The sequence below is a fragment of the Sphaerisporangium fuscum genome, from assembly GCF_018531465.1.
Classification (GTDB): Bacteria; Actinomycetota; Actinomycetes; order Streptosporangiales; family Streptosporangiaceae; genus Sphaerisporangium; species Sphaerisporangium fuscum.
This window is the reverse complement of record NZ_JAHDTF010000002.1, coordinates 292,274-306,789: the sequence shown is the minus strand read 5'-3', so window position 1 is coordinate 306,789 and position 14,516 is coordinate 292,274. Positions and strand designations below refer to the sequence as shown.

General features: G+C 71.4%; 13 protein-coding genes. 7 read left to right on the top strand and 6 right to left on the bottom strand.

Annotation, left to right across the window (positions count from 1 at the left end; translation table 11 throughout):
* Nucleotides 1-133: 133 nt before the first annotated feature.
* Nucleotides 134-1,525, bottom strand: coding sequence for an MFS transporter (locus tag KIK05_RS02500; RefSeq protein WP_214408940.1), 1,392 nt, complete (start codon nucleotides 1,523-1,525; stop codon nucleotides 134-136).
* Nucleotides 1,526-1,923: 398 nt separating this feature from the next.
* Between KIK05_RS02500 and KIK05_RS02495 the strand changes: the two genes are divergently transcribed.
* The 6 genes from KIK05_RS02495 (at nucleotide 1,924) to KIK05_RS02470 (ending at nucleotide 8,207) form a co-directional block, all read left to right on the top strand.
* Nucleotides 1,924-2,574 (top strand): TetR/AcrR family transcriptional regulator, encoded by a 651-nt coding sequence (locus KIK05_RS02495; RefSeq protein WP_214408839.1) that lies wholly within the window; start codon nucleotides 1,924-1,926, stop codon nucleotides 2,572-2,574.
* Between the two features lie 151 nt (nucleotides 2,575-2,725).
* On the top strand, nucleotides 2,726-3,940 hold the full coding sequence (locus tag KIK05_RS02490; protein ID WP_214408838.1) for an NAD(P)/FAD-dependent oxidoreductase: 1,215 nt from the start codon (nucleotides 2,726-2,728) through the stop codon (nucleotides 3,938-3,940).
* A 28-nt stretch (nucleotides 3,941-3,968) separates the two neighbouring features.
* Entirely contained in the window at nucleotides 3,969-5,183 is a 1,215-nt protein-coding gene (locus KIK05_RS02485) for a cytochrome P450 (RefSeq protein WP_214408837.1), read from the top strand.
* Between the two features lie 29 nt (nucleotides 5,184-5,212).
* A complete protein-coding gene (locus tag KIK05_RS02480) occupies nucleotides 5,213-5,407 on the top strand; it encodes a ferredoxin (RefSeq protein WP_214408836.1) in 195 nt (64 codons plus the stop codon).
* A gap of 91 nt (nucleotides 5,408-5,498) precedes the next feature.
* Nucleotides 5,499-7,160, top strand: coding sequence for an NAD-dependent malic enzyme (locus KIK05_RS02475; RefSeq protein ID WP_214408835.1), 1,662 nt, complete (start codon nucleotides 5,499-5,501; stop codon nucleotides 7,158-7,160).
* A 69-nt stretch (nucleotides 7,161-7,229) separates the two neighbouring features.
* Entirely contained in the window at nucleotides 7,230-8,207 is a 978-nt protein-coding gene (locus KIK05_RS02470; RefSeq protein ID WP_214408834.1) for a DMT family transporter, read from the top strand.
* Between the two features lie 21 nt (nucleotides 8,208-8,228).
* Here KIK05_RS02470 and KIK05_RS02465 read toward each other — a convergent pair whose 3' ends face one another.
* Complete coding sequence (locus KIK05_RS02465; RefSeq protein WP_214408833.1) at nucleotides 8,229-8,723, bottom strand: MarR family winged helix-turn-helix transcriptional regulator; 495 nt, start codon at nucleotides 8,721-8,723, stop codon at nucleotides 8,229-8,231.
* An 83-nt stretch (nucleotides 8,724-8,806) separates the two neighbouring features.
* Here KIK05_RS02465 and KIK05_RS02460 point away from each other — a divergent pair, with 83 nt between their 5' ends.
* Nucleotides 8,807-9,454, top strand: coding sequence for an FMN-dependent NADH-azoreductase (locus KIK05_RS02460; protein WP_214408832.1), 648 nt, complete (start codon nucleotides 8,807-8,809; stop codon nucleotides 9,452-9,454).
* A 94-nt stretch (nucleotides 9,455-9,548) separates the two neighbouring features.
* On the opposite strand, the gene KIK05_RS02455 is transcribed toward KIK05_RS02460, so the two are convergent.
* From KIK05_RS02455 to KIK05_RS02440, 4 genes are all read right to left on the bottom strand, one after another.
* Nucleotides 9,549-10,127 carry a Uma2 family endonuclease gene (locus tag KIK05_RS02455; RefSeq protein ID WP_214408939.1) on the bottom strand — a complete coding sequence of 193 codons (579 nt, stop codon included), beginning with the start codon at nucleotides 10,125-10,127 and terminating at the stop codon, nucleotides 9,549-9,551.
* 109 nt (nucleotides 10,128-10,236) lie between these two features.
* Nucleotides 10,237-10,800 (bottom strand): P-loop NTPase family protein, encoded by a 564-nt coding sequence (locus tag KIK05_RS02450; protein ID WP_214408831.1) that lies wholly within the window; start codon nucleotides 10,798-10,800, stop codon nucleotides 10,237-10,239.
* An 18-nt stretch (nucleotides 10,801-10,818) separates the two neighbouring features.
* On the bottom strand, nucleotides 10,819-12,207 hold the full coding sequence (locus KIK05_RS02445; RefSeq protein ID WP_214408830.1) for a DUF1996 domain-containing protein: 1,389 nt from the start codon (nucleotides 12,205-12,207) through the stop codon (nucleotides 10,819-10,821).
* Between the two features lie 112 nt (nucleotides 12,208-12,319).
* Entirely contained in the window at nucleotides 12,320-14,464 is a 2,145-nt protein-coding gene (locus KIK05_RS02440) for a discoidin domain-containing protein (RefSeq protein WP_308249705.1), read from the bottom strand.
* Between the last annotated feature and the right edge of the window lie 52 nt (nucleotides 14,465-14,516).

The following is a 14,516-nucleotide window of genomic DNA, read 5'->3' as shown; positions in this document are numbered from 1 at the left end:
CGGCGAGGTGTGGCCGTTGCCTGCGCACGCAGCCGCGTGATCATTGGGCTGCCAGTTATACATAACATGTATGTAGGACGTCAAGATTTAGTAAACGGCTGTTTGCTTCGATGTGAATCCCCTGGTCACAGAGTCAGGGCGCGGAGCGGGCCTGGCGGAGGTCGCGGCCGGGAGCCGGGGTGAGGGGCGTGGGGCGGCGGCCGGGCAGAAAGGCGGCGAAGGCCAGGGCCACGAGGGCGGCGGCCGCGCCGATGGCCATGACCACGCGGAAGCCGTCCTGCGAAGGGAGGGTGGCCGGGCCGAAGGCGATGGTCATCTGGGACAGGACGACGCCGGACACCGCGCTGGACACCGAGGTGCCGATCGACCGCATGAGCGTGTTGAGGCTGTTGGCGGCGGCGGTCTCGGACACGGGCACGGCACCCATGACGAGTGCGGGCATCGCGCCGTACGCCAGGCCGATGCCGGCGCTGATCACGGCGGAGACGAGGACGAGGTGCCAGATGGCGGACATCAGCGCGAGGCTCAGGGCGTAGCCGGCGGCGACCACGAGGGCGCCGAGCATCAGGGTCACCTTGGGGCCTCTGGTCTTGGAGATGCGCGCCGACAGCGGCGCCATCGCCATCATCACCAGGCCGGACGGTCCCATGACCAGGCCGGCGGCCAGCATCGTCTGCCCGAGGCCGTATCCGGTGGCCTTCGGCAGCTGCAGCAGCTGCGGAAGCACCAGGGACATCGCGAACATCGCGAAGCCGAACACTGCAGAGGCGATGTTGGTGAGCAGTACCTGGCGGCGCGCGGTGGTGCGCAGGTCCACCAGCGGCTCGGTGGTGCGCAGCTCCCACCAGCCCCACAGGGCCAGCACGACGACGGCCCCACCGGACAGCCCCAGGGTCAGGCCGTCGGCCCAGCCCCAGTCGGCGCCCTTGGAGATCGCCAGCAGCAGGCACGCCAGCGCGACCGACAGCCCGGCCGCGCCCACCGCGTCGAAACGCCCGCCCGTTCGCACCTGGGATTCCGGTACGAGCCTCATGACCAGCACGGTCGCGACGACGCCGAGGGCCGCCGCGGTCCAGAACAGCATGTGCCAGTCGGCGTACTCGGCCAGCAGGGCGGCCGCGGGCAGGCCCAGCGCGCCGCCCACGCCCAGGGAGGCGCTCATCAGCGCGGTCGCCCCGGGGAGCCGTTCGGCGGGCAGTTCGTCCCGCATGATGCTGATGCCCAGCGGGATGACGCCGGACGCGAGCCCCTGCAGGGCCCGCCCGACGATCATGGGGGTCAGGGAGTCGCTGAGGCCGCCGACGGCCGATCCCGCGACCAGCATGACCAGGCTGATCAGGAGCATGCGCCGCTTGCCGTACATGTCTCCGAGCCGGCCGACCGTCGGGGTGGCGACGGCGGCCGCGAGCAGCGTGGCGGTGATCGCCCACGCGGTGTCCGCCGCCGGGGCGTGCAGGAGCTTGGGGAGTGCGGGGATCAGCGGGATCACCAGGGTCTGCATCAGTGAGACCACGATCCCTGCCATGGCCAGGACGACCACGACGGTGTTCGCCCTGGGCGGGCCGGACGCGCCGGCGGGGTGAGCAGGAACATCGGGCACGGTGAACCTCCGACTGTTGCGGGGAAGCGGTGGAATGCGCCGGACGGCGACGGAAGAACTTTAAATCAGTCGCTTGACTTAAAGATACCGAGGCGCGTTAACTGGGCACCACCCGAAGCCGTCAAGCCGCGAGTCGGACATAGGCGTACAGACCGTGCGTCAACCCTCATGCCGGCCTGGGTGGGAACGAAGGAGGACTCCAGTGGGCACAGTGAGGACACGCAGGTGCTGAACCGGCCGATCCCCGGCGACGCGGCGCCGGCACCCCAGGCCGAGAGGCTTGCCGTCGGTGGCCTGCGGGAAGTCCCTGTACGGTGGTGACCATGGCGGGCAGGACCGTACGGGCCGAAAGGGTCAGCGCGACCCGTGAGCTCATCCTGTCGGCCGCCGAGCGGCTGTTCGCCGAGCACGGGGTGTACGCCGTCTCCAACCGTCAGGTCAGCGAGGCCGCGGGGCAGGGCAACAACGCCGCCGTGGGGTACCACTTCGGCACCAAGGCCGATCTGGTGCGGGCGATCGCGCGCAAGCACAGCGAGCACATCGAGCACGTACGGATGCGGATGCTCGCCGAGATCGGCGACTCCGGCGACCTGCGCGACTGGGTGGAGTGCCTGGTGCGCCCGCTCGCCGAGCACCTGGCGGCCCTGGGCAGCCCCACCTGGTACGCGCGATTCGGCGCCCAGGTGATGACCGACCCGGGCCTGCGTCAGATCATGGCCGAGGAGGCGCTGAGCTCTCCCTCGCTGCAGCAGATCGTGGTGGGGTTGAACCGGTGCCTTTCGGACCTGCCGCCGGAGGTCCGCGCCGAACGCAACGACATGGCCCGTCAGCTGATGGTGCACATGTTCGCCGAGCGTGAGCGCGCCCTGGCCGAGGACACCCCCACTCCCCGTTCCAGCTGGCACGACGCCGCCACCGGCCTGGTCGACGCGATCGTCGGGCTGTGGCTGGCGCCCGTCACCAGCGACCGGTGACGGGGGCGGCGGAGCGTCCTGCCGCCGCCGGACCCGAATCCTTCCGCTGACGAGAAGCGGATCTTTCCACCACCACCGCGGACCGCCTCCAAGCAGGGACGCCTCCGCGTCGTCGCGGCGCCACCGAGCGCAGGCAAGAGGAGAACCGACGATGAAAGTGACCGCCGACGAGGACAAGAGCCATGGCGGCGGCGTTCTGGTGGTCGGCGCCTCCGCCGCCGGGCTCGCCACCGCCGAAGCGCTCCGCCGCCAGGGCTACGAGGGCGGGCTGACCGTGCTCGGCGCCGAGCCGCACCTGCCGTACGACCGGCCCCCGCTGTCCAAGCAGGTCCTCTCCGGCACCTGGGACCCGGACCGGGCACGGCTGCGGCCGCAGGAGATCCTGGACGCGCTGCGGGCGGAGTTCGTGCTCGCCGACCCGGCCGTCGGCCTGGACGTGGCTGCGCGCACGGTCCACACCGCCTCCGGGCGTGCCCTGCGGGCCGACGCCGTCGTCATCGCGACGGGACTGCGGCCGAGGACGCTGCCGGGGCAGGCCGGCCTGGCCGGGGTCCACGTGCTGCGCACGCTGGAGGACGCTCTGGCGCTGCGGGCCGGCCTGCTGGCCGCCTCCCGGCTGGTCGTCGTGGGGGACGGCGTGCTCGGGGCCGAGGTCGCCGCCACCGCGCGGGACATGGGCCTGGACGTCACGCTGGCCGGTCCCCAGCAGGCGCCGATGGCGCTCCAGTTCGGGCCGTCGGTGGCGGAATCGCTGGCCGGACTGCACGCCGAGCGCGGGGTACGCCTGCGGCCCGGCGCCGGGGTCACCGGCCTGACCGGCCGGGACGGACGGGTGACGGGCGTGTCCCTGGACACCGGCGAGGTGCTGCCGGCGGACGTGGTCGTGGTGGCCATCGGGGCCGATCCGGTGACCGACTGGCTCGCCGGCAGCGGTCTGCGCCTGGACAACGGGGTGGTGTGCGACTCCCGCTGCCGGGCGGCGGAGGGGATCTACGCGGTCGGCGACGTGGCCCGCTGGCACCACGAGCGGCTCGGTGTCCCCATGCGGCTGGAGAACCGGACCAACGCCACCGAGCAGGCCCTCACCGTCGCGGCCAACATCCTGGGCGAGGACCGGCCGTACAACCCCGTTCCGTACTTCTGGACCGATCAGTTCGACGCCAAGATCCAGGTGCACGGCGTGCCGTCCGCCGACGCGGAGGTGACCGTGGTGGACGGCGACCGGGAGGGCCGCCGCTTCGTCGCGCTCTACCGCCGCGGCGGCAGGGTGACCGGCGTACTCGGCTGGAACATGCCCAAACAGACCCGCCTCCGCCGCCAGGAGGTCGTGGACGCACTGCCCGGCCTCGCGCCCGCCCTGGGCTGACCGAGGCCAGAACCTAGTGGAGGAATGGATGACGAGCACCTTGAACGACCAGGTCGCGATCCCCGAGTTCCCGATGGCCAGGGCGGCCGGTTGCCCGTTCGACCCGCCCCCGGCCCTGAAGGAGAAGCAGCAGGAGGGCCCGCTCGCCAGGGTCCGCCTGTGGGACGGCAGCACGCCGTGGCTGGTCACCCGGTACGCCGACCAGCGCGCCCTGCTGGCCGACCCCAGGGTCAGCGCCGACGTGACCCGGCCCGGCTATCCGAGCCCGGCCCGGATCACCGACAGCTCGCCCATCAGCTTCATCCTGATGGACGACCCGGAGCACGCCCGCCTGCGGCGGATGGTGACGGCGCCGTTCGCCATCAAGCGGGTGGAGGCGATGCGCCCGGGTGTGCAGAAGATCGTGGACGAGCTGATCGACGACATGCTCGCCGGCCCCAAGCCCGTCGACCTGGTGGAGGCGTTCGCCCTGCCGGTGCCCTCGCTGGTCATCTGCCGGCTGCTCGGGGTGCCCTACGCCGACCACGACTTCTTCCAGGAGAACAGCAAGATCATCATCCGGCGGGACGCGACGCCCGAGGAGCGGATGGCCGCGTTCGGGAAGCTGTCCGCCTACCTGGACGGCCTGGTGGGCGAGAAGATCGCCGCCCCCGCCGACGACCTGCTGTCCACGCTGGCGGCGCGCGTCGAGGCGGGCGAGCTCACCCGCAAGGACGCCGCCGGGATGGGCGTGCTGCTGCTGATCGCCGGCCACGAGACCACCGCGAACATGATCGCGCTCGGGACGCTCGCCCTGCTGGAGAACCCCGGCCAGCTGGCACTCCTGCGCGACTCCGGCGACCCGAAGCTGGTCGTCTCGGCGGTGGAGGAGCTGCTGCGCTACCTGCACATCACGCACAACGGACGGCGCCGGGTGGCCGTTGAGGACATCGAGATCGCCGGGCAGGTGATCCGCGCCGGCGAGGGGCTGATCATGGCCAACGACATCGCCAACCGCGACCCCGAGGCGTTCCCCGAGCCCGACCGGCTCGACCTGACCCGCGACGCCCGCCACCACGTCGCGTTCGGCTTCGGGGTGCACCAGTGCCTGGGGCAGCCGCTGGCCCGGATGGAGCTGCAGGTCGTCTACAGCACCCTCTACCGGCGCATCCCCACCCTGCGGCTGGCCACCGAGCTGGAGCGGATCCCGTTCAAGCACGACGGGTCGGTCTACGGCGTCTACGAACTGCCCGTGACCTGGTGACATACCGACACAAGCACGAAGGGGATCTCATGAAGGTGATCATCGATCAGGACAAGTGCGTCGCCTCCGGGCAGTGCGTGGTGGCCGCCGCGGAGGTGTTCGACCAGCGCGACGAGGACGGCATCGTCGTCCTGCTCAACCCCGCTCCGCCGGCCGAGCAGGCCGACGACGTCCGGCAGGCGGCGGCACTGTGCCCGGCGCTGGCCATCCAGATCGAGGAGTGATCATCCTCCCGACTTTTGACCGCTGACAGGACGCGGGATTGCGCGCGGGCGGGCAGGGCCACCTCCGACAGGCGCGGGAGGAGGGCGGACCATGACCGCTCGCGCGGGCGCCCGGCCCCGGGGGCGCAAGGTGCTGCAGGACCCCCTGCTGAACAAGGGGACGGCGTTCTCACCTGAGGAACGCGTCAAGCTCGGCATCGAGGGACTGATCCCGCCCGCCGTGGAGACGCTCGACCAGCAGGCCCGGCGTGCGTACACGCAGTACCACGCCCAGCCCACCGACCTGATGAAGAACATCTACCTGGAGGGTCTGCGGGACCGCAACGAGGTGCTGTACTACCGGCTGCTCGGCGACCATCTGCGCGAGATGCTGCCGATCGTCTACGACCCGACCGTGGCCCAGGCCATCGAGGCCTACAGCGCCGACTACCGCCGGCCGCGCGGGGTGTACCTGTCGATCGACGACGTGGACGGCATCGAGCGGGCGTTGCGCAACACCGGTCTCGGGCCCGACGACGTCGACCTGATCGTGGCCTCCGACGCCGAGCAGATCCTGGGCATCGGCGACTGGGGCGTCAACGGCGGCGCCGGGATCACCGCCGGGAAGCTCGCGGTCTACACGGCCGCCGCGGGCGTCCACCCCGGCCGCGTCATCCCGGTCGCCCTCGACGTGGGCACCGACAACGAGAAACTGCTCGACGACCCGGCGTACGTCGGCAACCGGCACCGGCGCGTGCGCGGGGAGGCCTACGACGCCTTCGTCGACGCCTACGTCAGGACGGCGACCCGGCTGTTCCGGAGGGCGATGCTGCACTGGGAGGACTTCGGCCCCTCCAACGGCCGCCGGATCCTGGAGCGCTACACGCGCGTGATCCCCACCTTCAACGACGACATGCAGGGCACCGGCGCGATCGTGCTGGCCGCGATGCTCGGCGCCCTGCGCGCGTCCGGGACCTCGATGCGCGACCAGCGCGTCGTCGTCTTCGGCGCGGGCACCGCGGGCATGGGCATCGCCGACCAGTTGCGCGACGCGATGGTCGCCGACGGCCTGGGGCACGAGGAGGCCGTCCGCCGGATCTGGCCGATCGACAGGCAGGGCCTGCTGACCGACGACATGGACGACCTGCGGGACTACCAGGCCCCATACGCCCGGCCCGCCGGGGAGACGCGAGGGCGGCCGACGGGCCTCGCCGAGGTCGTCCGGCACGTCGAGCCGACGGTGCTGATCGGCACCTCGACCGTCCATCGTGCCTTCACCGAGCAGATCGTACGGGCGATGGCGGCCGCCGTGGACCGGCCGATCATCTTCCCGCTCTCCAACCCGACCGAGCGCATCGAGGCGATGCCGGCCGACCTGCTGCGCTGGACCGCGGGCCGCGCCCTGGTGGCCACCGGCATCCCCGTCCAGCCGATCACCTACGACCGCGTCACGCACGCCATCGGCCAGGCCAACAACGCCCTGCTGTACCCGGGGCTGGGCCTCGGCACGATCGTCGCGCGGGCGCGGCGGGTCAGCGACGGCATGCTGCGCGCGGCGGCCGAGGCCGTCGCCGGGCTGGTCGACGTCTCGGCGCCGGGGGCCTCGCTGCTTCCCCAGGCCGAGGACCTGCGGGAGGTGTCGGCGGCGGTCGCGGTGGCCGTGGCCGAGCAAGCGGCCAAGGAGGGGCTCGCCCGCGCCGACCTCAAGGAGACCTCCCAGCAGGTGCGTGACGCGATGTGGCAGCCGGTCTACTGCCCGCTCCGGACGGCCTGACCGTGAGGTGTGCCTCCGTGCCGTCGAGGTAGGGGGAGGGGGTGATTCGGATCTTAGGGGGGTGACCTGGTGGCTCACTCGGACACCGGTACGCGGGCCCGGCAGGAGGAAGTCCCGCGGCCGTTAGGCGGCCTGGCGCGGTGGACGGCCGCGCATCCCGCGTGGCTGCTCGGGGCCGGGGCGCTGTTCGTCTCGGCCTCCGCGGTGCTCATCGACCTGTCCCACACCTCGGCGGGTACGGCCTCGTTCTACCGCTGCGCGCTCGCCCTGCCCTTCCTGGCGGTGCTCGCGATTCGGGAACGCCGCCGCGCGGGCGCGACACCGCCGGGCCGGCTGGTGACCGCCGTGGTGGCGGGCGCCCTGTTCGCCGGAGACATGCTGCTGTGGACCCAGGCCATCGCCGAGGTGGGCGCCGGGCTCTCGACCGTGCTGGTCAACGTCCAGGTCGTCATCGTGCCGCTGCTCGCCCTGGCGGTCGACCGGGAGCCGATCACCCGCAGGTTCCTCCTGGCGATCCCCTTCCTGCTGTGCGGCGTCGTGCTGGCGGGCGGGGTCGTCGGCGGCGGGGTGAAGGGGAGCGATCCGCTGGCGGGTACGGTGCACGCGGTGCTCGCCGCGATCTGCTATTCGGGGTTTCTCTTCCTGCTGCGCCGGAGCGACGACGGCGGGCGGATCCTGCGGTCGTACTTCTGGGTCACCCTGTCCGCGGCGGTGTTCTCGCTGCTCGCCGGATGGGTGTGGACGGGGGTCGACCTGACGCCCGGCTGGGCGGCCGTGGGATGGCTGATGCTCGTCGCGCTGTCGGGGCAGGTGCTCGGGTGGCTGCTGGTGGCCGTCTCCTCGCCCCGGCTGCCGAGTCAGTCCGGCGCCGTGTTGCTCCTGCTGACGCCGGTCGGGGCGGTGGTGCTCGGGGCGGTGGTGCTCGGTGAGCGCCCGACCCCGCTCCAGCTCGCCGGATGCGTGCTCATCATGCTCAGTGTGGTGGCGGCCACCGTCCGCCGTGACGGCAGGGGCAAGGACGAGGAGCAGACCTCGAAGACGGGATGACGGCCCGTGACGGTGACCGGCTCAGCACTCGGCGGCGGCCTCGGAGTAGATCTCCGGGCCGCCGCCGACCGCGAGCTGGAGCAGGTTGTAGAGCGTCTCGCGCTGGTCGTGGCCGAGCGCGCCGAGCAGTTCGTCCTCGACGGCGGTGAGGGCGAACTCTGCCTTGGCGAGGACCCTGCCACCCTCGTCGGTCAGCTCGACGACGTGGCGGCGGCGGTCCTCGGGTGAGCGCCGGCGCTCGATCAGATCTTTGGCTTCGAGGTCGTTGAGCAGCCCGACGACGTTCGTGCCGTCCATGGACAGCGTGGTGGCCAGCGCCTGCTGTGTGCGGGGCCCTTGGTCGCGCAGCAGCGTGAGCGTGATCAGGTGGCGCGGCCGCAGGCCGAGGGGGGCCAGCACCGACTCCGACCGCAGGCGCAGGCGGCGTGCGAGGTGGTCGATGAGCGCGCCGCAACGGTGCACCGGCTGGTCGGCGAGGGGGAGCGCGGACTCGTTCACGGCGGGCAGGGAGGCCATGTCCCAAGTCTACGGCGGCGGCTTCTAATCGATGTGGTACAAATGATTGGCGTTAGGTCAATCATTTATGGAGAGGGAGCGACATGGCTCACCTGCTGCACATCGACTCGAGCATCCAGGGCGACGGCTCCACCAGCCGCAGGCTCACCGCCCGCGCCGCCGCCGTCTGGCGTGCCGCGCACCCCGGCGGCACGGTCACCTACCGTGACCTGGGCAAGGATCCGCTGCCCCACCTCGACCACGTCGGCGGCCTCGCGCGTATGGTGCCCGCGGAGCACCACACCCCGGGGCAGGCGGCCTCCTGGGCGCTCACCGAGCAGCTGGTGAACGAGGTGAAGCAGGCCGACACGGTCCTGCTGGGGCTCCCGCTGTACAACTTCGGCGCGCCCAGCAGCGTCAAGGCCTGGGTCGACCACCTCATCGCCGTCGGCCTGTCCATCGACCCGGTGACGAACGAGGGGCTCCTCGGCGGGCGCGAGTTCATCGTGCTGAAGTCCAGGGGCGGCGGTTACGGCCCCGGCACCCCGCGCGAGGGCTGGGACCACGCCGAGGCGTGGCTCCCGCACGGCCTGTCCCTGACGGGCCTGACGCCGCGTTTCATCACGGCCGAGCTGACGCTCGCCAAGGTGAACCCCGCGATGTCCGAGCTCATCCCGCTGGCCGAGGAGAGCCTCGCGGCCGCCGAACGCGAGATCGACCGCCTCTGGTCCTCGGCCTCGGTCGCGGCCTGAAAGCGAAAGTCGACGGCCTCGGCGGCATCCTGAAACGGAAGGTCCCCGGCCGGGCCTCGCCGACCGGGGACTTTCCTGTGCGTGTGAACCCGCCTCAGAGCTTCTCGACCTCCGTCAGGTCGATGTCGATCTCGAACGGCAGCGAGAGCTGCAGCTTGTCGTGGTGGATCCCCATGAGCGCGTACGCCTTGGTGGCCGGGTCCAGCTCGTAGACGTACACCGTCGCCTTGCCGTGGCTCTGCTCGACCCGCCAGAAGTGAGGGATGCCGGCGGCGGCGTACAGCTGCGGCTTCCGCTCCCGGTCGCGCGTCTCGGAGTCGGGGCTCACCACCTCGACCGCCAGCACGACGTCGGACGCCTGGTAGGCGGTGGTGTCGGGACCGAGGTCGGCCGTCGCCTTGATGGCGATGATGTCGGGCTCCGGACGCTGACGCGGGTCGAGGATGATGCTCATCTCGCGACGGATGCGGAGCTCTTCGGGTGCGTGCTTGCGTAGCCCGTATTCGAGCACGAAGGTGGTCACCGTGTGGAAGGAGGCTTGGGGGCTCACAAGGACCAAGCTTCCATCGATCAACTCTGTGTGTGCAGGCAAATCCGGAATGTGATCGAGGCTTTCGGCGGTGAAACCGTCTTGCGGCGGAACCGCCCAGTCGGGAAGACGTGGGTCTGTCATGATTTCGCTCCGGGTTTCGATCCGGACCTCGACTGTCATGCCCTCACGGTAGCAATCCATCCATGTACGCTGCGTGGTTCTCGCCGAAGGTGTGGGATGCATTGCCATGTCAGTCGCTATAGGTGGCATATATCCCCTTCTCCCTCCTGCCGGCGAGCACCGGAGAACGGGACCAGCGGGTGGCGGCTTCGGGGGAGGTGAGGCGGATGACCGTCAGGTGGCGGTGGTGGAGGACGCGGGCCGCGGTCTGATCGCGCTTGCGGTCGTACTGCGACCAGGCCCAGCGGATCGGGTGGTCGGGGCCGGTCCAGTCGCGGAAGCTCTCCCGGTTGCCGTTCCACAGCTCCCTGCCGGTCGCGGCCCGCACGAACGAGCGCCGCAGCACCTGCCGCATCACCGTGCGGCGGGGCAGGTCGAGCCAGACCAGGGTGTCCGCCCGCTCCCACAGCAGGTCGCCGAGCGCGGAGTGGTACTGGTCCTCGGTGACCCAGGACGAACCAGCGGAAAAGGCTTCGACGTCGGCGTCGAATTCCGGTCTCTTCCGCCAGTTCGGACCGTGGTGGAGCGCGTCGAGTTCGTGGTGCGGAATGCCGAGCCGGGATCCGAGCCTGCGCGCCAGGGTCGTCTTCCCGGAACCGGAGATCCCGGCGATCAGCACTCGGTGTCCGTCCACCTCGACGACGATAGCCGGTCAGAAGGTGCCGGCGGTGTTGCACTTGGCCTTCTGGACGACGCAGCTCCTGACCCGCCGGCCGAGGGCCGTGTCGTCCCAGGCCAGGAAGACGTCGCCGTGCATCGAGGAGGCCATCATGGAGGCCAGCCGGAAGCCGTCGGCGGTGCCGCTCGTCGGGTAGGAGATGACGAACGAGATCGACGGGATGGCGATCGGGAAGTTCCCGTCGCACCTGCCGTCGTGCATATAGGCCACGTGTGACTTGTGGTCCGGGCTGTCGAGGTGGACGCCGTCCCAGCAGTCGGGGAAGAGCAGCTGGTACATCAGGTTGGCGGTCGGCGCGCACACCGGCCAGTTGCCGTCGGCGCTGCGGCCGATCTCCCCGCCCGGACCGGCGCAGTAGAACTGGTTGGGAGTGCCCCTCGGTGTCGGCACCTGCGACCGCGCGTCACCGGCGATCATGCGGAAGCCCTGCGGGAACGGCACGGTCGTGGTCGGGTCCGCCAGGCGCGAGCCGTAGTAGACGACGACGTCCTTCGGCTGGATCGCCTGGCCGTGCTCGTAGAGGGTCGGGATCCAGTACGCCGACAGGTCCTCGGCCGGCTTGCAGCTGGTCCCGGCGTTGGCGAGCAGGGTCTGGGTCGTGGTGAACGCGTTGGTGCCGGTGTTGCCGAGGAAGGTGTGCATGTGCGAGGCGCCGGCCTGGTTCGGGAAGACGATCGGGTCGTCCGGCTTGGAGTGGCTGTAGGCGCAGGTGGCGTTGAACTCCGGGACGCGCACGATCCCGTCGGGAACAGGGGCGGGGGTCATCTTGGCGAACGCGTCGAGCTGGGCCTTCCACTTGGCCTGGTCCATGTCGACCCACCCGGCTCCCGAGGAGCCGCTGCCGAAGGAGAACCAGTTGATGTTGGCGAAGTCGCCGGCTCCGGTGCCGCGCATGACCGCGAACACCGTCTGAGCCCCGGCGGGGTGGCTGGTGGCCGTGGCCGTCTGCGTCACCCAGCTCTGCCAGCCGCCGGTCGCGGTGACGGCGAACCGGGCGAGCAGCGGCCCGGTCAGCGAGCCGGTGTGCAGTTCGACGGCGCCGCCGCCGACGGCGGAGGCGACCCGCGCGCTGATGGTGAGGTCGCCCGCCGGGCCGAGGTCGACGCCGTCGTAGCGCATCCAGTCGCCGTCGGCCAGGTAGGCGGCGTTCTGCCCGCCGCCCGTGTCGGCGGTCGTCTCCAGCCGCACGCCGGACTGCGCGGCGTACGACTCGGCCTGGACGACGACCGGAGCGGCCGCGGCGGCCCGGGCGAACAGGTGCGCGGTGCCGCCGGCGGCGACCGTGGCCGCGAGCACGGCGCCGAGCAGGACGCGCAGGCGGCCTCGGCCGGGTGAAAGGGATGGGATCAGGGATGAGCGCATGGCGATCCTTCGGGGGTGAGTAGCGGACGCCGGACGCGGGAGGGGGGCGGGTCGTGAACGGGGGTGGGACCCGCCGGGCGGACCGGGACGGTCCGGGCCGCCCGGCGAGGGCTCACTGGTAGACGCGGACGTAGTCGACGAGCATCCGGGACGGGAACGGGGTGGCGGCGTTCGGCGGTCCGGGCCAGTCGCCGCCGACGGCGAGGTTGAGGATGATGTAGAAGGGGTGGTCGTAGATCCATGGACCGCGGGTCTGCTCGACCTGCGCCTTGTCGGCGGTGAAGACGGTCCGGCCGTCCAGGGTGAAGGTGATGCCCTTGCTGTTCCAGTTGGCGGCCCAGACGTGGAAGTCGTCGGAGAAGTCGGCGCCGCCGGGCAGCGTGTACGGCGAGCCGATCCCGCCGCCGCCGTTGTAGGCGGGCGCGTGGATCGTGGAGTAGGCCGTCTTCACGTCCTTGCCCAGGATCTCCATGATGTCGACCTCACCGTTGTACGGCCACGGGCGGCCGGTGAGGAAGTCGGCGCCCATCATCCAGAACGCCGGCCAGAACCCGGCGCCCTTGGGCACCTTGATCCGGGCCTCGACACGGCCATAGGTGAAGTGGAACTTGTTGCCGGTGTTGATCCGCGCCGAGGTGTACTGGCAGGCGGTGCTGCCGGTCAGCGGGTCGGTGGGGCAGGCGGAGCCGGGGGTGGCCTGCTTGCGGGCCTCCAGCACCAGGTTGCCCGCGCCGTCCATGGCGGCGTTGTCGTTGTTGGTGTAGTACTCCAGTTCGGCGTTCGGGCCGGTGCCCGGGTCGGCGGTCCACTTGGCGGCGTCGGGCTTGGTCCCGGCGGCGCCGTTGAACTCGTCGCTCCACACGAGTTTGGGCGGGTCGGCGGGGTCGGGCGGGAGCGGCGGGGGCGGCGTCGGGTTGCCGCCGGTGCCGTACACCTGGAACTCCCACAGAGAGTAGCCGTAGGCGGTGGCGCGCTGCGTGCCGTACATCCGCACGTAGCGGCCGGTGCCGCTCACCGTCAGGACCTGCTTGAACCCGGTCCCCGTGGTGGTGGAGTAGATCGGCGTCCAGGTGGAGGCGTTGTCGGAGACCTGGATCTGGAAGGCCTTGGCGTAGGCCGGGTCCCACTGGAGGACGACCTTGCTGATCTGCGCGGTGGCGCCGAGGTCGACGTAGATCCAGCCAGGGTCGACCCAGCCGGTGGTGGAGCTGGTCGCCCATCGGGAGGCCGGGTCCAGGTCGAAGGCCCTGGCGGGGGTGCACTCCCAGCAGTTCGCGTCGCTCTGGGAGCTGGAGGCCACGGCGGGCTTGTTGTACGACAGCAGCTTGTCGCCGCCCGGATCCGGGCCGGGGCCCGAGCCGGTGACCTGCACGGCGAACTCCCAGAGGGAGTAGCCGTAGGCGGTGGCCCGGGCGGTGCCGTACACGCGCACGTACCGGCCGGTCCCGGAGACGGTCAGCCGCTGGGTGCCGCCGGTGCCGGTGGTCGTGGAGTAGATGGGGGTCCAGTCGCCGCCGTTGTCCGACACCTGGATCTGGAACGCGGTGGCGTAGGCGGCCTCCCAGTTGAGGGTCACCCCGCAGATCGACCGGGGCGCGCCGAGGTCCACGCGCAGCCAGGAGGGGTCGGCGAACTGGCTGGACCAGCGGGTGGCGGGGTCGCCGTCGACGGCCTTCTCCGCGCCCGTCGCCGCGTTCTCGGCGGAGGAGGCGGTGGCCGGACGGCCCTGGGCGGCGTTGGTGGTCCCGCAGCCGGAGCCGGAGCCGGCGCTGCCGTACACCTGGAACTCCCACAACGAGTAGCCGTAGGCGGTGGCCCGCTGGGTGCCGTACATGCGCACGTACCGGCCGGTGCCGGAGACGTCGAGCGTCTGGGTGCCGCCGGTGCCGGTGGTGGTGGAGTAGATGGGGGTCCAGTCGCCGCCGTCGCCGGAGACCTGGATCTGGAAGGCCTTGGCGTAGGCGGCCTCCCAGCGCAGTACGACCTGGGAGACGGTCGCGGTGGCGCCGAGGTCGATCTGGATCCACTGGGGGTCGCTGAACGCGCTGGCCCAGCGGGTGCCCGTGTCGCCGTCGGCGACGTTGGCGGGGGCGAGGGCGGCGTTCTCGGAGGAGGACGCGGTGACGGGCTTGCCCTGGGAGAGCAGCGCGTCGGCGGCTCGGGCGGGAAGGGCGTTGAGACAGGAAACCATCAAGGTGATCACGATGGTGACGAGCAGGCCCAGGCGGCGGGGGCCGGGGCCGCGAGATGGACTCACAACGGCTCCTCGGATGGCGGGGGTGTTCGGGGAGCGCTCCCGGAAGCTGAGC

Coding starts and splice junctions, on each gene's coding strand:
- KIK05_RS02500 (WP_214408940.1), bottom strand. CDS start 1,525: ATGGCAGGGATCGTGGTCTCACTGATGCAGACCCTGGTGATCCCGCTG.
- KIK05_RS02495 (WP_214408839.1), top strand. CDS start 1,924: ATGGCGGGCAGGACCGTACGGGCCGAAAGGGTCAGCGCGACCCGTGAG.
- KIK05_RS02490 (WP_214408838.1), top strand. CDS start 2,726: ATGAAAGTGACCGCCGACGAGGACAAGAGCCATGGCGGCGGCGTTCTG.
- KIK05_RS02485 (WP_214408837.1), top strand. CDS start 3,969: ATGACGAGCACCTTGAACGACCAGGTCGCGATCCCCGAGTTCCCGATG.
- KIK05_RS02480 (WP_214408836.1), top strand. CDS start 5,213: ATGAAGGTGATCATCGATCAGGACAAGTGCGTCGCCTCCGGGCAGTGC.
- KIK05_RS02475 (WP_214408835.1), top strand. CDS start 5,499: ATGACCGCTCGCGCGGGCGCCCGGCCCCGGGGGCGCAAGGTGCTGCAG.
- KIK05_RS02465 (WP_214408833.1), bottom strand. CDS start 8,723: ATGGCCTCCCTGCCCGCCGTGAACGAGTCCGCGCTCCCCCTCGCCGAC.
- KIK05_RS02460 (WP_214408832.1), top strand. CDS start 8,807: ATGGCTCACCTGCTGCACATCGACTCGAGCATCCAGGGCGACGGCTCC.
- KIK05_RS02455 (WP_214408939.1), bottom strand. CDS start 10,127: ATGACAGACCCACGTCTTCCCGACTGGGCGGTTCCGCCGCAAGACGGT.
- KIK05_RS02445 (WP_214408830.1), bottom strand. CDS start 12,207: ATGCGCTCATCCCTGATCCCATCCCTTTCACCCGGCCGAGGCCGCCTG.